22 protein-coding genes are annotated in these 20,962 nt (G+C 77.4%); 12 read left to right on the top strand and 10 right to left on the bottom strand.

Annotation, left to right across the window (positions count from 1 at the left end):
* The first annotated feature begins 28 nt into the window (after positions 1-28).
* Both WCD58_RS03610 and WCD58_RS03605 read left to right on the top strand, forming a co-directional pair.
* A complete protein-coding gene (locus tag WCD58_RS03610; RefSeq protein ID WP_337699573.1) occupies positions 29-970 on the top strand; it encodes a PDR/VanB family oxidoreductase in 942 nt (313 codons plus the stop codon).
* 11 nt (positions 971-981) lie between these two features.
* Positions 982-2,223, top strand: coding sequence for a cytochrome P450 (locus WCD58_RS03605; RefSeq protein WP_337699570.1), 1,242 nt, complete (start codon positions 982-984; stop codon positions 2,221-2,223).
* A gap of 90 nt (positions 2,224-2,313) precedes the next feature.
* Here the strand turns inward: WCD58_RS03605 and WCD58_RS03600 are convergent, their stop codons facing one another.
* Complete coding sequence (locus WCD58_RS03600) at positions 2,314-2,877, bottom strand: TetR/AcrR family transcriptional regulator (protein WP_337699568.1); 564 nt, start codon at positions 2,875-2,877, stop codon at positions 2,314-2,316.
* 8 nt (positions 2,878-2,885) lie between these two features.
* Positions 2,886-4,391 carry an FAD-dependent monooxygenase gene (locus tag WCD58_RS03595; RefSeq protein ID WP_337699566.1) on the bottom strand — a complete coding sequence of 502 codons (1,506 nt, stop codon included), beginning with the start codon at positions 4,389-4,391 and terminating at the stop codon, positions 2,886-2,888.
* Between the two features lie 181 nt (positions 4,392-4,572).
* Between WCD58_RS03595 and WCD58_RS03590 the strand changes: the two genes are divergently transcribed.
* A complete protein-coding gene (locus WCD58_RS03590) occupies positions 4,573-5,712 on the top strand; it encodes an FAD-dependent oxidoreductase (protein ID WP_337699564.1) in 1,140 nt (379 codons plus the stop codon).
* 14 nt (positions 5,713-5,726) lie between these two features.
* Positions 5,727-6,413 carry a TetR/AcrR family transcriptional regulator gene (locus WCD58_RS03585; protein WP_337699562.1) on the top strand — a complete coding sequence of 229 codons (687 nt, stop codon included), beginning with the start codon at positions 5,727-5,729 and terminating at the stop codon, positions 6,411-6,413.
* Between the two features lie 5 nt (positions 6,414-6,418).
* On the opposite strand, the gene WCD58_RS03580 is transcribed toward WCD58_RS03585, so the two are convergent.
* Positions 6,419-7,147, bottom strand: a complete 729-nt coding sequence (locus WCD58_RS03580) for an AfsR/SARP family transcriptional regulator (RefSeq protein ID WP_337699561.1) — start codon at positions 7,145-7,147, stop codon at positions 6,419-6,421.
* Between the two features lie 393 nt (positions 7,148-7,540).
* Here WCD58_RS03580 and WCD58_RS03575 point away from each other — a divergent pair, with 393 nt between their 5' ends.
* The 6 genes from WCD58_RS03575 (at position 7,541) to WCD58_RS03550 (ending at position 12,095) form a co-directional block, all read left to right on the top strand.
* Positions 7,541-8,500 carry a manganese catalase family protein gene (locus tag WCD58_RS03575; RefSeq protein WP_337699559.1) on the top strand — a complete coding sequence of 320 codons (960 nt, stop codon included), beginning with the start codon at positions 7,541-7,543 and terminating at the stop codon, positions 8,498-8,500.
* A 120-nt stretch (positions 8,501-8,620) separates the two neighbouring features.
* Positions 8,621-9,868, top strand: coding sequence for an Nramp family divalent metal transporter (locus WCD58_RS03570; RefSeq protein WP_337699558.1), 1,248 nt, complete (start codon positions 8,621-8,623; stop codon positions 9,866-9,868).
* On the top strand, positions 9,865-10,044 hold the full coding sequence (locus WCD58_RS03565) for a hypothetical protein (protein ID WP_337699557.1): 180 nt from the start codon (positions 9,865-9,867) through the stop codon (positions 10,042-10,044). The genes WCD58_RS03570 and WCD58_RS03565 overlap by 4 nt, the downstream gene beginning before the upstream one ends.
* Before the next feature lie 168 nt (positions 10,045-10,212).
* Positions 10,213-10,620, top strand: a complete 408-nt coding sequence (locus WCD58_RS03560; RefSeq protein WP_337699555.1) for a PASTA domain-containing protein — start codon at positions 10,213-10,215, stop codon at positions 10,618-10,620.
* 95 nt (positions 10,621-10,715) lie between these two features.
* On the top strand, positions 10,716-10,949 hold the full coding sequence (locus tag WCD58_RS03555) for a hypothetical protein (RefSeq protein WP_337699553.1): 234 nt from the start codon (positions 10,716-10,718) through the stop codon (positions 10,947-10,949).
* 21 nt (positions 10,950-10,970) lie between these two features.
* The gene (locus WCD58_RS03550; protein WP_337699551.1) at positions 10,971-12,095 is read left to right on the top strand and encodes a serine hydrolase domain-containing protein; all 1,125 of its coding nucleotides are present in this window, start codon (positions 10,971-10,973) and stop codon (positions 12,093-12,095) included.
* 3 nt (positions 12,096-12,098) lie between these two features.
* On the opposite strand, the gene WCD58_RS03545 is transcribed toward WCD58_RS03550, so the two are convergent.
* Positions 12,099-13,004: a hypothetical protein gene (locus WCD58_RS03545; protein WP_337699549.1), complete on the bottom strand. Its 906-nt coding sequence runs from the start codon at positions 13,002-13,004 to the stop codon at positions 12,099-12,101.
* A 118-nt stretch (positions 13,005-13,122) separates the two neighbouring features.
* Positions 13,123-13,794, bottom strand: a complete 672-nt coding sequence (locus tag WCD58_RS03540; protein WP_337699547.1) for a GNAT family N-acetyltransferase — start codon at positions 13,792-13,794, stop codon at positions 13,123-13,125.
* 71 nt (positions 13,795-13,865) lie between these two features.
* Between WCD58_RS03540 and WCD58_RS03535 the strand changes: the two genes are divergently transcribed.
* Together WCD58_RS03535 and WCD58_RS03530 are read left to right on the top strand one after the other, a co-directional pair.
* On the top strand, positions 13,866-16,229 hold the full coding sequence (locus WCD58_RS03535) for a phosphoribosyltransferase domain-containing protein (protein WP_337699545.1): 2,364 nt from the start codon (positions 13,866-13,868) through the stop codon (positions 16,227-16,229).
* Positions 16,226-16,975, top strand: coding sequence for an HAD family hydrolase (locus WCD58_RS03530; RefSeq protein WP_337699543.1), 750 nt, complete (start codon positions 16,226-16,228; stop codon positions 16,973-16,975). Before WCD58_RS03535 ends, WCD58_RS03530 begins: the two co-directional genes overlap by 4 nt.
* Before the next feature lie 55 nt (positions 16,976-17,030).
* Here the strand turns inward: WCD58_RS03530 and WCD58_RS03525 are convergent, their stop codons facing one another.
* From WCD58_RS03525 to WCD58_RS03505, 5 genes are read right to left on the bottom strand one after another with little or no spacing between them, the layout of a single operon-like run.
* Entirely contained in the window at positions 17,031-17,705 is a 675-nt protein-coding gene (locus WCD58_RS03525; protein WP_337699540.1) for a DUF427 domain-containing protein, read from the bottom strand.
* Positions 17,702-18,397, bottom strand: a complete 696-nt coding sequence (locus tag WCD58_RS03520) for a 2-keto-4-pentenoate hydratase (RefSeq protein ID WP_337699538.1) — start codon at positions 18,395-18,397, stop codon at positions 17,702-17,704. Before WCD58_RS03520 ends, WCD58_RS03525 begins: the two co-directional genes overlap by 4 nt.
* Positions 18,394-19,590, bottom strand: a complete 1,197-nt coding sequence (locus WCD58_RS03515) for a glycosyltransferase (protein WP_337699536.1) — start codon at positions 19,588-19,590, stop codon at positions 18,394-18,396. The genes WCD58_RS03520 and WCD58_RS03515 overlap by 4 nt, the downstream gene beginning before the upstream one ends.
* Before the next feature lie 25 nt (positions 19,591-19,615).
* Entirely contained in the window at positions 19,616-20,221 is a 606-nt protein-coding gene (locus tag WCD58_RS03510; protein ID WP_337699534.1) for a histidine phosphatase family protein, read from the bottom strand.
* A gap of 27 nt (positions 20,222-20,248) precedes the next feature.
* Complete coding sequence (locus tag WCD58_RS03505; RefSeq protein WP_337699532.1) at positions 20,249-20,950, bottom strand: SDR family NAD(P)-dependent oxidoreductase; 702 nt, start codon at positions 20,948-20,950, stop codon at positions 20,249-20,251.
* Positions 20,951-20,962: the final 12 nt, after the last annotated feature.

The raw sequence follows: 20,962 nt of genomic DNA, 5'->3' as shown, positions 1-20,962 counted from the left end.
TCGTGGGCGTGCTCGCATCCTCCTGCGCATGGACTCCGACCGGCTCGTGGTGATCGAGAAGCGGCGTGCGGCGCGGGACGTCGTCGCGCTGACGCTCGCGCGCCCCGACGGCGGGCGGCTCCCGGACTGGGCCCCGGGCGCGCACATCGACGTCACCCTGGCGAGCGGCGCCACCCGCCAGTACTCGCTGTGCGGCGACCGGTGGGACGCGCACACCTACCGCGTCGCGGTGCTGCGCGAGGTCGACGGACGCGGCGGGTCGGCGTTCGTCCACGACGAGCTCGCCGCCGGCGACACCGTCGGCTTCGGCGGGCCGCGCAACCACTTCGCGCTCGTGCCGTCGACCCGGTACCTGTTCGTCGCGGGCGGCATCGGGATCACACCGCTGCTGCCGATGGTGCACCAGGCCGACCTCGTCGGCGCGGACTGGGCGCTGCTCTACGGCGGCCGCTCGCGGGACACGATGGCGTTCGTCGACGACCTCGCGCGCCACGGCGACCGCGTCACCGTGCACCCGCAGGACGAGGGCGGGTTGCTCCCGCTCGCCGCGTGGTTCGCCGCCGCCGACGAGGACACCGTCGTCTACTGCTGCGGTCCGGGGCCCCTGCTCGCCGCGATCGAGGACGCCACCGCGCACCGGCCCCGCCACCTGCTGCGCACCGAGCGCTTCGTCGCCGCCGAGCTCGGTGCCCCGGTGCGCGACGAGCCGTTCGTCCTCGAGCTCGCCCGCACCGGCGCCGCGGTCACCATCGGCCCGGAGCTCTCGGTGCTCGAGGCCGCGCGGCGGGCCGGGGCCACCGCGCTGTCCTCCTGCGAGCAGGGGACCTGCGGGACGTGCGAGACGCCGGTGCTCGCCGGGGTGCCCGACCACCGCGACTCGATCCTCGCCGATCACGAGCGCGCCGCCGGGGACTGCCTGTTCCCGTGCGTCTCGCGCTCGTGCACCGACCGCCTCGTGCTGGACCTGTAGGAGCCTCGCCCATGACCACCGCACCGACCACCACGCTCTCGACGGTCCCCGTCGTCGACGTCGATCCCTTCTCCCACGAGACCCTCGAGGACCCGCTGCCGATGCAGGCGGCGCTGCGCGACGCCGGACCGGTGGTGTACGTCCCGCGCTACGACCTCTACGCCGTCGCCCGATATGCGGAGGTCCGCGCCGCGCTCGTCGACTGGCAGCGGTTCCCGTCGAGCGCCGGGGTCGGGATGTCGAACTTCCGCCACGAGACGCCGTGGCGCCCGCCGAGCCTGCTGCTCGAGGCCGACCCGCCGCACCACGACGCCCCGCGCGCCGTGCTCTCGGCGATCCTCGGACCGCGGGCGCTGCGCCGGCTGAAGGACCGCTGGTTCGCCGACGCCGAGGACCTCGTCGCGGGGCTGCTGTCCGGGGCTCGTGACGTCGTCGAGCTGGACGGCATGACCGCGCTCGCCGAGGCCTTCCCGCTGCGCGTGTTCCCCGACGCCGTCGGCCTGCCGCCCGAGGGCCGCGAGCACCTGCTGCCCTACGGCGACCACGCGTTCAACGCCTTCGGCCCGGTGAACGACCTCGTGGCGAAGGGCGCGCCGCGGGTCGGCGAGCTCTCGGCATGGGTGGCGGACCAGTGCCGGCGCGAGGTGCTCACCGACGACGGGTTCGGCGCGGCGATCTGGGCGGCGTCGGACCGGGGCGACATCACGCCGGCGCAGGCCCCGCTCATCGTGCGCTCGCTGCTCACCGCGGGCGTCGACACCACGGTCCACGGGCTCGGCGCCGTCCTGCACGGCCTCGCGACCCACCCCGACGCGTGGGCGACGCTGCGGGCGCACCCCGAGCGGGTGCGCGTCGCGTTCGACGAGGCCGTGCGCTGGCAGTCCCCGGTGCAGACCTTCTTCCGGACCGCCGACGGCGGTGCCCCGAGCGGCGGGGTCCCGATCGGCGGCACCGTGGTCCCGCCCGACCACAAGATCCTGATGTTCCTCGGGGCGGCCAACCGCGACCCTCGGCACTGGATCGACCCCGACCGCTTCGACCTCGACCGCGACCCCTCGGGCCACGTCGGCTACGGGATGGGCCTGCACCAGTGCGTCGGCCAGCACGTTGCGCGGTTGGAGGGCGCGGCCCTGCTGACCGCGCTGGCGCGCCGGGTGGAACGCCTCGAACCCGCCGCCGCGCCGACCCGGCACCACAACAACACGATGCGCGCCTTCGCCTCCCTGCCGCTGCGCCTGCACCTCGCGGGCTGAGGAGCCGCGACCGGCACGTTCCGCGTCGTCGTCGGGCACCGGGACCTGCCGGACGAGCCGCTCGCGCTCAGCCCGGCGCCGGGAGTGCGGTCACGGAGATCCTCTCCCGGGATCGGTGAGGCGGTCGAGGAAGGCGCGCAGGAGCTGCTCGGCCGTGGCGGTGTCGCCGCCGCCGCGGGTGAGGGCGAGGACCGCGATGCCGGTCGAGGTGGCCTGCAGGAGGGCGAGCGCGGCGGGGTCGGCCTCCGCACCGGCTGCCGCGAGCAGGCCGGCGGCGATCGGGGCGACGCCCGCCGCGAGGGCGGCGAAGGACGCCCGCACCGCCTCGTTCCGGTCGGCGGCCTGCGCGAGGGCGAGCAGGACCCGGGTCTGCTCGGGCGAGGCGAACACCCGGGCGGCCGCGGCGATCTGCTCGTCGAGGCCGTCGGCGCCGTCCTGCGCGGCGGTCAGCGCCGCGACGCGGCGGCGCACGGCCTCGTCGGCGACGGCGACGAGCAGGTCGTCGCGCGTCGGGAAGTAGTAGGTCAGGTGGCTCTGGCGCATGCCGGCCCGCGCGGCGACCCGGGGCTGGGTGAACCCGCCCGGCCCCGACTCGCCGATCACCTCGAGCGCGGCGTCGATGATCGCCCGGCGCCGGTCGGGTCTCGCGGGCACGGCGGGGCTCAGACCCGGGCGGGGGCCGTGACCCGCAGCGTCTCGGTGAGGTAGCGGCGCAGCAGGTCGGCGTCGACGGTGTCGGCGACGAGGCCCAGGTAGCCGTCGGGGCGGACGAGCGCCATGCCGTCACCGCCCCAGCCGTAGGCCGCGGCGACGGCGTCGTCGGCGGACACCACGGAGCCGAGGTCACCCAGCACCGCCTCGAGCCCGTCGACGGCGCCGCGGACCAGCAGCAGGAACCCGGGCCGGGCGAGCAGCTCCTCGACCGGGACGGCGGTGCCCTCGGGGTCCGGGGCGTGGTCGCCGGCCCGGGCGCCGTGGTGGCGGTGACCGTGCTGCACCGAGAGCACGCTGTCGCGGTGGTGGACGCGCAGCTCCGCGGCGGTCGTCGCGGCGGCGGCGCCGAGGGCGGGCACGTGCCCGACCACGAACAGCGCGGCGTCGCGGACGGCGGCCTTCGCGCCGGTGGCGGTGCCGACCTCGGTGAGGACCGTCGTGCCGCGCACCACGGTGGCGCCGACGGGGTGCCGTTCGTCCTGGTAGGTGTCGAGCAGCGAGGCGTCCGCCCGGCCCTGCGCCACCAGGGCCAGCTTCCAGGCGAGGTTCGCCGCGTCCTGGATGCCGGTGTTCATGCCCTGCGCGCCGGCGGGGCTGTGGATGTGCGCGGCGTCGCCGGCGAGGAGGACCCGGCCGTGGCGGTACTGCGGCACCTGCGCGTGGTGGATCTCGAAGTACGCCAGCCAGCGGGGGTTCGACACGGTGACCCGGCCGTCCATGCGGGCGTCGGCGAGGGCCTGGACCTCCGCGAGCGAGGGCGCGGTGCCGGGCTCGGGCGTGCCGACCAGGAACATGATCCGCGCGCGGTCGCCCCGCAGCGGGAACAGCAGACCGATGCCGTCGCGGTGGGCGAACATCCGGATGGTGTCGCGGTCCAGGTCGGTCGCGACGTCGACGTCGGCCATGGCGAAGTGCTCGCCGTGGAAGGCGCCCTCGAGGTGGGCGCCGACGAGCCGGCGGGTCGTGCTGTGGCCGCCGTCGGCCCCGACGACCCAGCCGACCCGGGCGGTCTGCTCGCCCGCGGGGGTCGCGAGCGTGACGTCGACACCGGTGTCGTCCTGGGTGAGCGCGGTGAGCGACACCCCGTGCTCCACGACCACCCCGAGCTCGGTGGCGCGGGCGGCGAGCACGGCCTCGGTGTCGGGCTGGGGGATGTCGAGGAGGTAGGGGTACCGGCTCGGGATCCCGCCGAAGTCGAGCCGCGCCCGCGTGTCGCCGGTGGGCCCGTCGACGATCTCGAGCGCGGCGATCCGCCGGCCGAGGGACTCCAGCCGCGGCACGACCCCGAGCGCCGCGAGCATCTCCATGCTCCGGGCGTGGATGCTCACCGCGCGCGACTCGGTGGTCGGCTCCGGGAGCGCGTCGATCACGCGGACACCCACGCCCAGCCGGGCCAGCTGGCACGCGGCGGTGAGCCCCACCGGTCCCGCTCCGACCACCAGTACGTCGCCCATGCGCCCGCCCTCTCGACCCCGGTTTGGTAACCCAACCAAGTAGAGGACGCCCTGCTCGGGGTCGTCAAGGTGAACCTCGGAGGGTGGTCGGCCGGCTACGAAAGAAGCACGAACATGTTCGTGGCGAACATGTTCGTGTAGCGTCGACCTCATCACCCCGACGCGTCCCCCGGGAGCCGCGATGACCACCCACCCGCAGCCCTGGATCGTCGTCGTCGGAGCCGGGCTCGGCGGCCTCACCCTCGCCGCCGTGCTGCACCGGCACGGTGTCCCGGTCGTCGTGCTCGACCGGGACGACGGGCCGCATGCGCGGGTGCAGGGCGGGATGCTCGACCTCCACGAGGAGTCCGGCCAGGCGGCGCTGCGGGCGGCCGGGCTGGAGGAGGCCTTCCGGGCGCAGGTCCTCCCCGGCGGCGAGGCGATGCGCGTGCTCGACCCGGCGGGATGCGTCCTGCACGCCGAGGAGGACGACGGGGACGGTGACCGCCCGGAGATCCAGCGCGAGACGCTGCGGGACCTCCTGCTCGCCGCCCTGCCTCGGGGGACCGTGCGGTGGGCCGCGGCGGTCCGGACCGTCCGCGCCCTGGGGGACGGGCGCCACGAGGTGGTGCTCGGCGCCGGGGAGACGCTCGTCGCCGACCTGCTCGTCGGCGCGGACGGGGCCTGGTCGCGGGTCCGCGCGCTGCTCTCCGACGCCGAGCCCGCCTACAGCGGCGTCGCGTTCGCGGCGACCCGGCTGCGCGAGGTCGACGTCCGCCACCCGGTGCCGGCCGCGGTCGTCGGCGCCGGCCTGATGTTCGCGCTCGGCGACCACCGCGGGTTCATCGCCCACCGCGAGCCCGGGGCGACGCTCGAGGTCTACGCCGCGCTGCGGGTCGACGACCCGGCCGAGATGGCGCGCCTCGCGGCCGGCGGCGGCCTGCTCGCGCGCTTCGACGGCTGGGCCCCGGCGCTGCGGTCGTTGATCACCGAGGCGGACGAGCCGTTCGTGCCCCGCGCGATCCACGCCCTACCGGTCGGCCACGCGTGGGAGCACCGGCCGGGCGTGACGCTGCTCGGGGACGCGGCGCACGTCATGTCGCCGTTCGCCGGGGAGGGTGCGAACCTCGCGATGCAGGACGCCGCGGATCTGGCGGCGGCGCTGCTGGCGCACGGCGTCGGGACCGCGGCCGGGCGGGAGCGGGCGATCGCGGACCACGAGGCGGCGATGGTGCCGCGCGCCGCGGCGGCGGCCGCCGAGTCCGCCGCGAACCTCGACCTCGCCTTCGGCCCCGACGGCGGGCACGCGCTGCGCGACGTGATGGCCTCCCACCACGGGTGAGTAGCGTGCGGCCCGTGACGGGTGGACGACCGGCGCCGGTGAGCCGCCGCGACCGCCCCGCGAAACCCCCGCTGACCCGCGACGGCATCGTCGCCACGGCCGTCGCCCTCGTCCGCGAGGAGGGCGCCGAGCGGTTGACCATGCGCCGGCTGGCCCAGCGGCTCGACACCGGTCCGGCCTCGCTCTACGTCTACGTCCGCGACACCGTGGACCTGCAGGCGGCGGTGCTCGGCGAGTTCCTCGGCGCCGTCGACCTGACCCCGGTCGGCGGGCCCGGCGCGTGGACCGAGCGGGTGGCCCGCGTCGTCGACTCCTACACCGCGGTGCTCCACGCCCACCCCAGCCTCGCGCGCGTCGCCGTCGTCATCCGGCCCAGCGGTCCCGGGTACCTCGCGCTGCTCGACGCCCTGCTCGCCCTGCTCGCCGAGGGCGGGATGCCCGACGACCGCGCGGCCTGGGCCGTCGACCTGCTGCTCCTGGTCGCCACCGCCGCGGCCGCCGAGCACGGCACCCGCCGGGCCGAGGGTGCGGAGGCCACGAGCGACGCCCACCTCGCGGCGAGCCTGCGCGGAGCGCCGGCGGACCGGTACCCGCGCGTCGCCGCGCTCGCCGGCGAGCTGGTGTCCGGCGAGGGCCCGGACCGCGCCCGCTGGTTCGTCGAGCTCCTGCTCGCCGGCGCCGCGAGCACGCCCCGGCCCTGAGGCGGTCAGTCCGCGGGCCGCCCCAGCAACGGGCGCACGAGCGCGCGGATGGCGGGGGAGGGCGCGAGGCCGAGCTCGGCGCGCAGCAGCGTCCGGAACCGCTCGTACTGGGCGAGCGCCTCGGCGCTGTTGCCCTCGGCGAGGTGGACCTCGATGACGCGGCGGTGGGCGCTCTCGCGCAGCGGCTCCTGGGCCACCGCCTCGAGCCCGGCGCGCAGCGCGGCGGTGTACAGCCCGGCGCCGCAGGCCCGGGCGCACCGGTCCTCGAGCGCGTGCAGCCGCAGCTGACGGTGGCGTTCGCGCTCGACGAGCACCCACTCGTCGCACCACCCGGGCAGGAGCTCGCCGCGGCTGATCGGCGCGGTCGCGACCCGGCCGGCACCCCCGGTGTCGCGGCCGTCACGGGCCTCGTCGGGCTCGTCGTCGAGGGCGTAGAGGTCCACCGTGGCGTCGGGGTTGAGCGCGACGTTGGTGGTGTCGGCCGCGACGAGCGCGGCGCGCTGGGGAGCCGGGACCTTCCAGAGCGTGGAGCGCAGCCGCGTGAGGGCCTGGCGGTCGGTGACGTCCGGCCAGAGCGTGCCGGCGAGCTGGTGGCGGCGGACGGGCCGCCGGGCCAGGGCGAGGAACGCGAGGACCCGCTCGGCGGTGGGCGTCAGCCGCACGTCCTGGTCGCCGACGCGGCACGCGAACCGCCCGACGAGGTACAGCTGAGCCGTCGGCTCGGGGATCGTCATCGCCGCCGTTCCCGTCGGGCCACGGGGAGCGTGGCCCGGCTGATCAAGGGGAGGGAGAGCCCCGGTCGGGGACCGGGGGAGCGGCGCGACTGACGGGCTCAAGCGCGCAGGCTTCACGGTAGGGACCTCGGACCCGCACCGCGACCCGGACGTGCACGACCGGGTCCGGAGCACGGGCACGGTCGGGGGTGCCCACGGGGGACGCGATCGAGACGTGCCGGGGACGCCGCGGGGACGCGGCGGGGACGCGGCGGGGACACGGCCGGCGACGTCGCGACCGACGGCCGGGGGACGGGCGCCGTCGAGGGTGGCCGCACCGATCGATCCGGGGCGACACCGAGGACGCCGTCGTGCCGGAGACGCGGACCACTGCCCACCCCAGAGAGGACCGACGTGTTCTTCCACGTGCAGCGCCTGATCAACGAGATCGTCCCGGACGAGCCGGACCCGGCGGCCGCGAACGCCCTGCAGGAGGGGCTGGGCGGTCAGTTCGGCGAGATGCGCACGATGATGCAGTACCTGTTCCAGAGCTTCAATTTCCGTGGTCCGACGGCCAAGCCGTTCCGTGACCTGCTGTACGGCGTGGGCACCGAGGAGATCGGACACGTCGAGCTCATCGCCACGACGATCGCCCGCCTCGTCGACGGGTCGCCGCGCTACCAGGGCAACCCCACCCACCTCGACGAGCCCGGCGAGGGCGGGGCGACGCCGCTGTCGGTCGCGCTCGGCGGCGGCAACATCCACCACTGGCTGGTCGGCGCCCAGGGCGCGCTGCCGGTGGACGCGCAGGGCGACCCGTGGACCGGCAAGTACGTCTACGACAGCGGGAACCTGCCGCTCAACCTGCTCTACAACCTCATGCTCGAGTCGACGGGCCGCCTGCAGAAGTGCCGGCTCTACGAGATGACGGCCAACAAGACCGCCCGGTCGACGATCGCGTACCTCATCGTGCGCGACCAGGCGCACGAGAACGCGTACGCGAAGGCGCTCGAGCGCCTCGGCGTGGAGTGGAACAAGCTCCTGCCGATCCCGAAGACCAACGCCGAGCGGTTCCCCGAGGTCGCCGCGCTGCTGGAGAAGGGGCTGCAGAGCAAGCAGTACACCTTCAACATCGACCAGCAGAACGAGGCCGCGAAGGTCTACAACGGCCCGTCGCCGTCGAAGGACGGCACGGAGCTCTCCACCGAGCAGGCCCCCGAGGGCGCGCCGATGGAGATCGCCGTCGAGCGTCCCGAGGAGTTCGGCCCCGGGCTCGACAGCGAGCTGATGGAGCTGATCCAGCAAACCGCGGAGATGGAGAACGCCACCGAGCCCGGGCAGTACGGGCCGACGGGCAGCAGCGCCCAGAGCTGACGGCATCCCACCGGCCGGCCGCCCGGGCCCTCTCGAGGCCCGGGTGGGCCGGCCGGCTCGTCCGTCGACTTCCCCCGGCGTCATCCCCCAGCGCCGCCCGTCCGCGTCCCCGGAGAGCCGATGACCGTCGCCCCACCCAGCGCCCCGACCGCGGACGCGTCGCCCACCCGCCGCGTGCGGCGCCTGCTCCCCCTGCTCGGTCCCGCCGTCGTCGCGGGCACGGCCTACGTCGACCCGGGCAACTTCGCCACCAACACCCTCGCGGGCGCCTCCCACGGCGCGCTGCTGCTCTGGGTGATCGTCGCGGCCAACCTCATGGCCGTCGTCGTGCAGTACCTGACCGCGAAGCTGGGCCTCGCCACCGGCCGCAACCTGCCCGAGCTCTGCCGCGACCACTACCCGCGCCCGGTGAGCCGGCTGCTGTGGGTGCAGGCCGAGGGCGTCGCGATCGCCACCGACCTCGCCGAGGTGGTCGGCGGCGCGATCGCGCTGAACCTGCTGTTCGGGGTGCCGCTGCTCCCCGGCGGGCTCGCCGTCGGCATCGTCGCCTGCGCGCTGCTCGCGGTGCAGCAGCGCCACCCGCGGCGCTTCGAGCTGCTCGTCGTCGCCCTGTTCGCCGGCATCCTCGTCTGCCTGCTGACCACGCTCGGCCAGACCTCGCCCGACCCGGCCGTCGTGGCGGGCGGGCTCGTGCCCGGTCTCGCGGGCGTCGACAGCGTCGTGCTCGCCACCGGCATCCTCGGGGCGACGGTCATGCCGCACGTGATCTACCTGCACTCCGACCTCACCCGCGACGCGAGCCGCCGCGCCGGCGGGACGGCCGCGGCGCTGCGCGGGCAGCGCTGGGACCTCGCGCTCGGCATGGGCACCGCCGGGGTGCTCAACGCGGTGATGCTCGTGGTCGCCGCGACGGTGTTCTTCCGGCCCGGCGTGACCCCGCCCGACGACCTCGAGGGCGTGCACGCGGGGCTCGGCGTGCTGGCCGGGCCGCTGGCCGCGACGGCGTTCGCGGTGGCGCTGCTGCTCTCCGGCCTCGTGTCCTCGGGGGTCGGCACCTACGCGGGGCAGGTCATCATGGCGGGCTTCCTGCGCCGCCGGATCCCGCTGTGGGTGCGCCGCGCCGTCACGCTCGGACCGGCGCTCCTGCTGCTCGGTCTCGGCGCCGACCCGACCCTGATCCTGCTGGCCTCCCAGGTCGTGCTGTCGTTCGGCATCCCGTTCGCGCTGGTGCCGGTGCTCGACCTGGGGCGGCGGCGCGGGCTGATGGGCGCGCTGGTGACCCGGCCCGCGGTCACGGCGTTCGCGGGCGTCCTCGCCGCCGTGGTCGTCGGCGTCAACGCCTACCTCGTCGTGGCGGTGTTCTCGTGAGCCCCGGGGCGGTGCTGCTCCTGAGCGCCTGGGTCGACGAGGGGGCGCTGCGGGTGCGGCTGACCGCGACCGACGACCTCGAGGGGCCGCCCCGACCGGTGGGTGTCGCCGGCGACGTCGAGGGCGCGTGCGAGCTCGTGCGGCGCTGGCTGGAGACCGTCGCCGCCTCCGGATGAGGCCTGGTGAGGGTCCGGCGGGGCGCCGGTGAGACGAGGACCACACCGGCGTGGTTCGTCGGCTGCGCCCCAGCCCGGGGCGGGTCGTGACGGCCGGGGAGCGCCCCGACACCCCGGGTGATGTCCGACCCGGCTTCGGGTCCCGGGCAGGATGGGTAGGGATCCGTCATGAGCGGTACGCCGAAGGAGGCGACGATGGACACCGGGACGAGCACGACGAAGGGGACGACCGAGGACATGGGTCAGGACGTGCCCGAGGGGATGACCACCGTGCCCGAGCTGGTCGGCCTGCCCGCCGCCGAGGCGCACGACCGCGCCCTGGACGCCGGGGTGCTCGCCGTCGGCCGCAACGCGGTCCACACGGGCGCCGGGCGCGGGCACGTCGAGGACCAGGAACCCGCGGCCGGGCAGACGCTCGAGCGTGGCACCGAGGTCGGCATCTGGATCCAGGGCGGCGCGGCCCGCACCGCGACCGGCCCGGACCCCGACGACGGCCCGGACGGGTCGGGCGGCGGGGGCGGCGTGAAGCCGGAGCCCAGCCCCGTCGGCCCCGCGGGCGGCGGCTTCAACGGCTGATCACCCGGATCGTCCGGGATCCCGGCGCGGAGTGATCCGCGTCGGGATCGCTGGAGATCCCCCACCGAGCAGTTGATGATTCAACCGTGTACCACGTGTCGTTGCACTACGTCGGGCGCCCCGCGCTCGGCGCGTTCGTGAGCCCCGAGGACCTCGAGCGCATCCGCACCCTGCGCGCCACCGGGCGTCCCGGGTCGGTCACCGTCCTCGACGCCCGGGCGCGCCGCATCGTCGTGCACCCCGAGCGCCTGGTCGTCGACCCGCAGGTCCTCGGCTACGGTGCGGATCCGCTGGGCGACCGCCGGGGGAGCACCGTCGGGGTCGCCTGAGCCGGAGCGCGAGGGGGTCCGGTGCAGGCCGACGAGGTGCTCGCGGGCGTCGCCCCGCACGTCGACGCCGGCGCCGTGCCCGGCGCGATCGTCGGCGTCCGCCACCACGGCGTGACCAGCCTGGCCGCGGCCGGCGCCACCGAGCCCGGCGGGGACGTCCCGCTGCGCGCCGACGCCGTCGTCCGGCTCAGCTCGAACGCCAAGCCCCTCGTCGCGGCCCTGGCGCTGTGTCTGGTCGCGGACGGGCTGCTGGCGCTCGACGAGCCGATCGACCGCCTGGTCCCCGAGCTCGCCGACCGCCGGGTGCTGGTGCGCCTCGACGGCACCGAGACCGTGCCGGCCGCCCGCCCGATCACGGTCGAGGACCTGCTGACCATGCGGATGGGGTTCGGCTTCGTCGTCGACGAGGGCCCGTGCCCGACGTTCGACCGCGCCGTGGCGCTCGGGCTCGGATTCGGCCCGCCCGACCCGCACGGCCTGCCGGGACCCGACGAGTGGGTGGCGCGGCTGGCGGACCTCCCGCTGCTCGATCAGCCCGGCGCCGCGTGGCGCTACGAGCTGTCGTTCGCGGTGCTCGGGGTGGTGCTCGCCCGCGCCGCCGGGCGCCCGCTGGGCGAGGTGCTCACCGCCCGCATCCTCGCCCCGCTGGGGATGGACGCCACCGGGTTCTGCGCCGACCCGTCCCGCCTCGTCCCGGCGTACGCCCGCGGCGACGACGGGGGACTCGTCGTGTTCGACGGCGTCGCCGACAGCCGCTGGCTCGCGCCGCCCGCGTTCCCCGACGCCCGGGGCGGGCTCGCCGGGACCGCGGAGGACCTCCTGCGCTTCGCCGGGATGCTCCTCGAGGGCGGCGGCGGGCTCCTCGACCCCGCGGCCGTCACCGCGATGACCAGCGACCGCCTCACCCCCGCCCAGCGCGCCGCGCCCGGCGCCGCCCCGTTCCTCGACGGCGGGGGCTGGGGGCTCGGCCTGGGCGTCACCGCGAGCGCCGCCGGGCCCCGCTACGGCTGGGCGGGCGGGCTGGGGACGCTCTGGTACTCGTGGCCCGAGCACGACCTGGCCGCGGTGCTGGTGACCCAGGTGCTGCCGCCGACGGGGTCGGTGTTCGCGGCGTTCACGCGGACGGTCGAGGACGCGCTGGTCTGACGCTCAGTGCGCCATCGCGGGCACGGGGTTGCGCCACGGCACCGGGTCGGGGCGTGCCGGGCGCCAGCCCCAGGGGCCGCTGCCGCGGCGGGTGGCGCGCTTCGGGCCGTCGCCGCCGTCGCGCGGCACGGGCGAGGGGCGCCGGCGGGGCGCCACCTCGGGCACCAGGGGCTCGAGCTCGTCGACGGGGTCGAGGGGCACGGGATCGGCCTCCGGGAGGGGCTCGGGAACGGGCGCGGGAACACGCTCGGCCGCGACCGCGGGGTCGGCCTCGAGCACGGGTTCGGGCTCGCGGGGTGCGGGGACCGGCAGCGGGTCGCGCCAGGCGACGCCGGGGCGGGGGAAGGGTGCGTAGGTGGTGCCGGGGACGGGCCGCCCGGGCACGCTGCGCAGGGCCGGCAGGTCCTCGAGGGCGGGCCCGGCCGAGGCGGCGGGCGCGGTGGCACGGAGCGCGACGGTGCGCCGGACCTCGCGCCGTCCGCCGGGGACGATGCCGGGCTCGGCGCGGTTGCTCAGCCGCCGCCGGGTCTCCGCGGGCGAGGGGGCGACCATGCCGTCCCAGGTCGCGGTCGCGAGGAACACCATCCCGTTGGCGAGCCCCAGCACGAGCAGCCCGAGGCCCATGAGGCCGCCGGGGCCGAGCAGGTCGTCCGGGGACCGGGGCCGGTCGAGCGCGCCGCCGTAGGGGATCGGCGCGGTGACGGCGAGCTCCGGGGGCTCCGGGGTCGCCGGCGCGAGCAGCTCGCCGACGGTCCGGCGCGGGTCCGGCTCGGCGACCGCGGTCTCGAGCAGGACGAGGAAGGCCCCGGCGAAGACGCCGGTGACGATCACGGACGCGAGCGCGCGGATCATCCGCCGGACGCCGCGCACGGCGTCCGGCGACGCGTCGGCTCGCGCGGCCAGTGACATCGATCCCCCCGGGGCAACGTTCTTGATCGTGGTCTACCCCGTCGGAGACCGTTCGCGAATCCCCCGGGTGTCGGTAATCCCCGAAGGTGTCCGGCGTGTCGCCTGGACGCGGCGGAGCCTAGCCCCGATCGGACGAGCCGAGGAGCGCGCGGCACGGACCCAGCCCCTCGACCCCGAGCGTCCACTCCGGCCGCCGCCAGTCGTCGGGGGTGAGGCGGCTGCGCAGCAGCAGCGCGGAGCGCCCGCGCCGGACGTGGCGCTCGACGCCGTCGGGGGTGTAGCCGAGCCGGTCGGACACCCGTCGCGAGGCCGAGTTGTCGGCGAACGCGCTGGTGCGGGCCGCGCGGGCGCCGAGGTGGTCGAAGGCGAGGGCGACGACCGCGTGGCGCATCTCGGTGCCCAGCCCCCGGCCCTGCGCCGCCCGGGTCAGCCATGACCCGCTGCGCACCTCGCCCAGCACGCCGAAGTCGGTCGCGGCGAGCGTCTGCATCCCGAGCACCCGGCCGCCCTCGCGGACCAGGAAGTTCACCGACCACCGCGCCGGCCCGAGGTCGGCGCGGCAGCCCCAGGCGTACTGCATGACCCCGCGCGCGAAGCCGGGGCTGTCCGCGCCGTCGGTCCACGGCTCGAGGAAGGGCATCTCCTCGGCCGGGTGGACGCCGTCGAGCGCGCGGTCGGCCAGCGCCGCGAGCCCGACGTCGTCGTCGGGCCGCAGCTCGAGCCGCGGGCTGCGCAGCACGAGCCCGGCGAGCGGCCAGTGCCGCAGTGGGTCGGCGGGATCGGGGGCCATGCCCCCTCATCCTGGTCCCTCCGCCCGCCGACGGTGGTGCTCCGCGCGCGCGTCTGGCATCAAGGACACCCGTGGGTGACGCGAGCTGGCCCGGCGAGGTCGTCCACGACGCCCTCGGTCTCGTGCTCGGCCCGGACGAGGAGGCGACGCCCGCGCGCGACGTCGTCGGGCTGGCGCTGCGCCGCAACCCGCGCCGCGCGCACCTCCCGGTCGCCCGCGTGCTGGGCAAGCACGTGCCAGTGGCGCCGGCGCGGGTCCGGGCGGCGGCCGCGGCGCTCGCGCGGCGGGTGCGGGGCTCGCTCGCGGACCGGGGGGCCGCGCCGGTCGTCGTCGGGTTCGCCGAGAACGCCACCGCGCTCGCGCACCTCGTCGCCGACACCCTGGACGCCGCGCACGTCGTGCACACCACGCGCCGGGTCGTCGCCGGCGCGTCGGTCCTCGCCGCGTTCGACGAGGCCCACAGCCACGCCCCGCGCCACGTGCTCGTCCCCGACGACCCGGGCGGCTGGACCCCGGACCGCCCGCTCGTCCTCGTCGACGACGAGCTCTCCACCGGCCGGACCGTCGCGGCCACCGTGCGCCGGCTGCACCGCCGGCTGCCGCGGTCGCGCTACGTCGTGGCGACGCTGGCCGACCTGCGGGGTCCCGGCGACGACGCGATCCCGCGCCTGGCCCGCGAGCTCGGCGTGCGGGTGGACGTCGTCGCCGTCGCCCGCGCCGCCCTGACCGCGCCCGCCGACGTCCTCGAGCGCGCCGCCGCGATCCTCGCCGCCGAGCCGGACACGACGCTGCGGCCCCCGCCCGGACCGGCGCACGTGTCCGTCTCCCTGCCCCTCGGCGGGGCCGGGGAGGGCGCGCGTCACGGGCTCGACCGGGCCGGCCGGGCGGCGCTGGACGCGGCGGTGCCGGGCGCCGCGGCGGCGCTGGCCGACGTCCTCGGCACGCGACCGGGGCGCGTGCTCGTCCTGGGCTGCGAGGAGCTGCACTACCTGCCCGTCCGCCTGGCCGAGGCCCTGGCCGCCCGCGGCGTCGACGTCGAGATCGGCGCGACGAGCCGCTCGCCACTGGTGGCGCGCGACGTCCCCGGCTACCCCGTGCGGTCCGTGCTGGCGTACGCGGCGCACGACCACGCGCTCGGCCACGCGCCGGAGCGCTACGTCTACGGGGTCGGGGAGGGCCGCCACGACACGGTCGTCGTGGTCGTCGACGCCGCCGCGCGCACCCCGGCCCTGCGGGGCGCCGACGGGCTGCTCCCGCGCCTCGCCGCGATCACCGGCCGCGTCGTGGAGGCCGTGGTGCCCTGCCGCCCGCCGCGGCCCGCGGCCGGTCCCGTCGTGGCGGCGCGCCGCGGCCCCGGGTTCGGCTCCTTCGCCCGCGACGAGGTGGGCTGGCTGCTCAGCGACCTCGACGGCCACGCGCTCGAGACCCCGACCGCCGCGCGGGAGGACGCGATCTCCGCCGGGACCTCCTACGCGGCGAGCCTGCCCGTCGAGCGGGGGCCGAGCCCGCGGTACGCGCGCGTGGTGGCGCGGGCGCTCGAGCGGTCGGCGGAGCCGGTGGCGGCCGCGGTCGGGGTGCTGGCCGACCGGCTGCTCGCCCGCCGCGGTTCCGGTGCGGTGCTGGTGTCGCTGGCGCGGGCGGGCACGCCGGTGGGGGTGCTGGTGCGGCGCTGGGCGGCCCGCGTGCGGGGGGTCGCGCTGCCGCACTACGCGCTGAGTGTGGTCCGCGGCCGGGGCCTCGACCGGGCCGCGCTCGGCGCGCTCCTCGCCGCGCACGACCCGGCCGCGCTCGTCCTGCTCGACGGCTGGACCGGAGCGGGCGGGATCGCCGACGAGGTGCGCGCCGACCTCGACCGCTACGCCCGCGAGACCGGCACCGTCGTCGACCCCACCGTCGCCGTGCTCGCCGACCCGGCCCACCGCAGCCCGCTGTACGGCACGCGCGAGGACCTCCTCGTGCCGCAGGCGTGCCTCAACGCGACCGTCTCCGGGCTCGTGTCGCGCACGGTCGCCCGCGCCGACCTGCTCGGTCCCGGCGCCTACGACGGCGCGAAGTTCTACGCAGGGCTCGCCGTCGGCGACCGGACGGCGGCCTTCCTCGACGTGGTCAGCGACCGGTTCCCGGCGCGGGCGCCCCTGCCGCCGCCCGGCGCCGCCCCCGACGGCCGGGGCGCCCGCTACCTCGCCGCGCTGGCCGCCGAACGCGGCGACCTCGGCGGCGGGTGCCGGCGGCTCCGCGGCGGGGTCGGCGAGACGCTGCGGGTGCTGCTGCGCCGCGACCCGGCGGGCGTGCTCCTCGCCCCGGACGCCGGCCCCGAGCTGGATCCGGTGCGCCGGTTGTGCGCCGAGCGGGGTGTGCCGAGCCGGCCGCTGCCGGCCTGCGCGGGCGGCATCGCGTCGCCGTACCGGTGCGTGGGCGTGCTGCGGGACCGATGACCACCCTCGTCGCGACCGACCTCGACCGGACCCTCGTGCACTCGGCGCGGGCGGCGGGGACCGTGCCCGACGGGGTGGTCTGCCTCGAGCGCCGGGGCGGCGTCGCGACCGCGCTGCTGACGCCCCGGACCGCGCAGCGCCTGGTCGCGCTCGACCGCCGGGCGTGGTGGGTCCCGGCCACGACCCGCACCGTGGCCGAGTACGAGCGCCTCGCCCTGCCCCGGCTCGGCGTCGCCCCGCGGTACGCGGTCTGCGCGAACGGCGGGGTGCTGCTCGTGGACGGGGTGCCGGACGCGGCGTGGTCGGCGGAGGTCGCGCGGCGGCTGGCACGGTCCGCGCCCCTCCCCGAGATCGCGCGGCGTCTCGGGACCTCGCGCGATGCCGACGGCTGCTTCCTCGTCGCGCGGGGTGCGCAGCCCGACGGCCTCGCGGCGTGGTGCGCGGAGCGCGGCTGGCGGGTCGACGCGCACCGCGACAAGGTCCACGTCCTGCCCGTCGCGCTGACGAAGAGCGCGGCGGTCGCCGAGGTCCGCCGTCGCACCGGGGCGGCGCGCCTCCTGGCCGCCGGCGACTCCCCGCTCGACGCCGACCTGCTCGCCGCCGCCGACGCCGGCATCCAGCCCGTCGACGGCCGGCTGTACGCCGCGGGCTGGCGCGCCGACCACGTGGCAGTCACGAGCGGCCGCGGCCTCGCGGCGGGGGAGGAGATCGCGGCCTGGCTGCTGAGGGGCCTGCGGCCCAGGTGAGTGGTATGGGCTGCCCGGGCGACCCATATCACTCACCTGGGCCGCAGGCCCGTCCTCAGGCCAGGTGCGTGCGCGGGCGGTCCTGCCGCTCGCCGTCCACGGTCACGTCGACGCGCTCGTCGTAGAACGCGACCAGCCCCGCGATCCGGGCGACGGCCGGCGCCGGGTGGTCGTAGGTCCAGGCGAGGTCGTCGTACCGCCCGGCCGGGGTCCGCACCGACCAGTACCGGCTGGTCACGCCCTTGTAGGGGCACGCCGTCCGCGTCGGCGAGGGTGCGAGGACCGAGGCGTCGACGGCCGTCGGGTCGAGGTAGGCGCGGGTCGGCAGACCGGTCTCGAACAGCAGGACCGGGGCGTCGGACTCGGCGAGCAGCACCCCGTCGAGCTCGACCCGCACCCGGCGCCGCGAGCGCAGCGCGTCCACGCGGACGTACGGGCTGCGCGGGTGGACGTGCACCTCCTCGTCCTCCTCGAACCACGCGTCGAACGCCGCCCAGGTCAGCGCGAGGTACCCGTCGTCGACCCGGTGATGCCCGGGGTCGGCGTCCAGCGCGGCGGGGTCGACGTCGCGCGCGGGGACCAGCCAGCGCGGGTACCAGGGGTGCTCCCAGAGGTACCGGGCGGCGGTGGTGTCGACGACGACCCGCCCGCCGAGCCGGGCGCGCACCCGGCGCGGGCAGGGCTCGACGTGGCCGGCGGGGACGGCGGGACCGGGGACTGCCGGGCTCATCCCCGCACCGTCACACGGGTGCCGGGGAACCGCGCCTCGACCACCCCGCCCGGCGGCAGCTCGACCGCCCTGGTGAGCCCGCCGGTGATCACGAGGTCGCCCTCCCGCAGCGCGTCGCCCTGGTCGGCGAGCGCGTCGCGCAGCCAGTCGAGGGCGCGGTGCGGGTGGCCCATCGCGGCCTCGCCGGTGCCGGTGGCCTCGTGCACCCCGTCCCGCCACAGCTCGACGGTCAGGGCGGCGAGGTCCCCGTCGAGCTCCCCGCCGACGACGACCCCGGCGGCCGAGGACCCGTCGGCGGTGTTGGTGGCGAGCGTGAAGCGGTAGTCGCGCCACACCGAGTCGACGACCTCGAGCACCGCCCGCGCCCCCGCGGGCCGCCCGTCGGCGCCGACCACGATCCCGATCTCGGGCTCGACGCGGGGCTGGACGAACGAGGACGGCGGCGGATCGACCATGGTGTCCAGCAGCGGCCCGAGGTTCGGCGAGTCGACCCCCATCTGCGCGCGCATCACCGCCGACGTGTAGCCGAGCTTCCACCCGATCCGCCGCGCGCCGCGGGCCTCCCGCCGGGCGGTGAGGGCGCGCTGGACGGCGTAGGCGTCGGCGGGACCGAGCTCGTCCGGGGCGTCGAGCAGCCGGCCCGCGAGGTGCGCCTCGTCGATCCACGCCGCCCAGGCGTCCGGCGACGTCACGCCGCGGCCGGGGCGGCCAGGGCGGCGAGGTCGTCGGCGGCTGCGGCCACCGGCGGCAGCGCCAGCATCGCGCGCTGGGCCCGGCGGACCTCGGCGCGCACGGCGGCGTCGGCGAGCACCGCGGCGCAGGTCGCGGTGACGTCGTCGGGGCCCGACCGCCGCCCGAGCCCCAGCGCGCCGACGCGGTCGGCGTTCGCCTCCTGGTCGCCGAACTGCGGCAGCACGACCATCGGGGTGCCGGTGCGCACGGCCTCGCGGATGCTGTTGTAGCCGCCGTGGGTGACCAGCAGGTCCGCGCACGACAGCAGCAGGGGCTGGGGCACCCAGTCCAGGACGTGCACGTGGTCCGCGGGCGGCGGGCCGTCGGCCACGGGCAGCCCGCCGGTCGCGACGACCGCCTCGCAGTCCAGCGCGCCGAGCCCGTCGACGAGCGTGCGCAGCGCCCCCGGAGGGTCGACGGGCGGCCCGTCCCCCTCGCGCCCCGCCATCATCGGCAGCGCCGTCCCGATCGCCGCGAGCACCAGCGGGCGGCCCGCCGGCAGCTCGCCGATCCACGCGGGCAGGACGTCGCCGCGCGCGACCTCGTCGTCCTGGCGGTACGACCACGCCGGCGCGACACCCGCCGCCGCGAACGACCAGGCCGGCGGCAGGCAGTCGAGGCGCCCGTGGCGGTGCAGGTCGGCGCCCGTCACCGGCGCGAGGCCCAGCTCGGCGCTCCGGGCCCGCAGCGCGTCGTCGAGGAGCGCGGGCCGCATCTGCTGGCCGCCGCCGGACGGGGCCGCGACGTGCGGGATGCCGCGCTCCTCGGCGAGCAGCAGCCCGGCGAGCTCGGTGCCGTCGCGCAGGACGAGGTCGGGCGCGAACCGCTCGGCGACGGGCCGCAGCGCCCGCACCGCGTCGGCGACATGGGGGCCGGCGAACAACAGCGGCATGACCGTGTCCATGTCCGCCATCCCCTCCGGACGGTTCAGCCCCGCGAGCTCGGCCAGCGCCGGGCGCAGCGGCGCGACGGCCGCGCTCATCGGGGGCATGACGGTGGCGATCTCGAAGCCCGTGAACACGCCGCTGAGCTCCTCGGGGCACGCGACCAGCACCGCGTGCCCCGCGGCGGCGAGCGCGCGGGCGAACGGCAGGACGGCGCGGGCGTGGGAGGGGGAGCCGGTGACGGTGGCGAGAATCCGGGGTGCGGCCACGATCACCGACGCTAGGCGCCCTCGCTCAGCAGGGCACGTTGAGCGCGACGAGCGCCGCCGGCCCGTGCGGCGCGGGGCGGACCACGGTGCGCGCGGCGCCCTCGAGGCGCGGGAAGACGCTGCGGTAGTGGTCGAGCGGGATACCGAGCAGGTGGCACAGCAGCAGGCGCAGCAGCGTCTGGTGCGCGACGACGAGGACGCGGCCGTGCGGGTGCTCGGCCAGCGCGCCTGTGATCACCGGCAGCGCGCGCTCGACCGCGTCGGGACCCGTCTCGCCGCCGGGCAGCGGCGAGCTCGCGGGCTTGGCGAGGAACGCGGCGAGCGCCTCCGGGAAGAGCGTCTCCATCTCCTCGCGGGTGTGCCCGTCACCGGAGCCGAAGTCGACCTCGACCAGCCGGGGGTCGGTGCGCAGCGTCAGGCCGGCGGCCCGGGCGGCGGGCGAGGCGGTGTCCCGGGCGCGCTGCAGGGGCGAGGTGATCACGGCGTCGAGCCGCGCGCCGGCGGCCCAGCCCGCGAGGGCCTCGGCCTGCCGGTGCCCGCCCGGGGCGAGCTCGACGTCGGATCGCCCGGCGTAGCGGTTCTCGGCGTGCCAGAGCGTCTCGCCGTGGCGGGCCAGGACCAGGTCGGTCACGCCGCCCACTATCCCGCCGGCCCACCGTCACCACGGGATCGGGCGGCCGTCGCGCGTGAACGTGCCGGTCGGGCCGTCGGGCGGGAGGTCGACGGCCCAGAGGATGCTGTCGACGCCCTCGTCGAGCGGGCGCCCGCCGGGGCCGCCCATGTCGGTGGCGACCCAACCGGGGCAGACGGCGTTGACGAGCACCCCGCGCCGGCGCAGGTCGGCGGCGAGCTTGACGGTGAGCATGTCGAGCGCCGCCTTGCTGACCGCGTAGGCCGGGGTGCCGCCGGCCCCGGCCGTCTCGCCGAACGAGCCCGACCCGCTGGAGACCATGACGACGCGCCCGCCGCGGGGGAGCAGGTCCGCGCAGGCCACCGTCGTGCGCCACGCGCCGAGGGTGTTGACCGCGAGCGCCTCCTCGGCGATGGCGAGGTCGGCGCCGACCGCGGTCTGGAAGGTGTCGTAGTGGACCGCGGCGTTGTTGACGAGGATCTCCAGGCCGCCGTGGTGCTCGCGGACCCAGGCGGCGAGGGCGTCGACGGAGTCCCGGCGGGCGACGTCGAGCTCGCGGACCGTGACGTCGCCCTGGAGACCGGCGGCGGCGCGTTCGCCCCTGCCGCGGTCGCGTGCGCCGAGCACGACGGGGTGTCCGCGCTCGGCGAGGCGGCGCACGACGCCGAGGCCGAGGCCCCGGTTGGCGCCGGTGACGACGGCGAGGCCGCGCTCTGGTGACGGGGGCACGACCGGATCGTG

Origin of the sequence: Actinomycetospora flava (assembly GCF_037400335.1) — a bacterium.
Lineage (GTDB): Bacteria > Actinomycetota > Actinomycetes > Mycobacteriales > Pseudonocardiaceae > Actinomycetospora > Actinomycetospora flava.
Note: the sequence above shows the minus strand (reverse complement) of the source record. Positions and strands in the feature narration are given on the sequence as shown.

Excerpts from the sequence above, each read along its gene's own strand:
- WCD58_RS03605 (WP_337699570.1), top strand. The coding sequence starts at position 982 with ATGACCACCGCACCGACCACCACGCTCTCGACGGTCCCCGTCGTCGAC.
- WCD58_RS03580 (WP_337699561.1), bottom strand. The coding sequence starts at position 7,147 with ATGACGATCCCCGAGCCGACGGCTCAGCTGTACCTCGTCGGGCGGTTC.
- WCD58_RS03590 (WP_337699564.1), top strand. The coding sequence starts at position 4,573 with ATGACCACCCACCCGCAGCCCTGGATCGTCGTCGTCGGAGCCGGGCTC.
- WCD58_RS03560 (WP_337699555.1), top strand. The coding sequence starts at position 10,213 with ATGAGCGGTACGCCGAAGGAGGCGACGATGGACACCGGGACGAGCACG.
- WCD58_RS03540 (WP_337699547.1), bottom strand. The coding sequence starts at position 13,794 with ATGGCCCCCGATCCCGCCGACCCACTGCGGCACTGGCCGCTCGCCGGG.
- WCD58_RS03595 (WP_337699566.1), bottom strand. The coding sequence starts at position 4,391 with ATGGGCGACGTACTGGTGGTCGGAGCGGGACCGGTGGGGCTCACCGCC.
- WCD58_RS03530 (WP_337699543.1), top strand. The coding sequence starts at position 16,226 with ATGACCACCCTCGTCGCGACCGACCTCGACCGGACCCTCGTGCACTCG.
- WCD58_RS03525 (WP_337699540.1), bottom strand. The coding sequence starts at position 17,705 with ATGAGCCCGGCAGTCCCCGGTCCCGCCGTCCCCGCCGGCCACGTCGAG.
- WCD58_RS03545 (WP_337699549.1), bottom strand. The coding sequence starts at position 13,004 with ATGTCACTGGCCGCGCGAGCCGACGCGTCGCCGGACGCCGTGCGCGGC.
- WCD58_RS03570 (WP_337699558.1), top strand. The coding sequence starts at position 8,621 with ATGACCGTCGCCCCACCCAGCGCCCCGACCGCGGACGCGTCGCCCACC.
- WCD58_RS03610 (WP_337699573.1), top strand. The coding sequence starts at position 29 with ATGGACTCCGACCGGCTCGTGGTGATCGAGAAGCGGCGTGCGGCGCGG.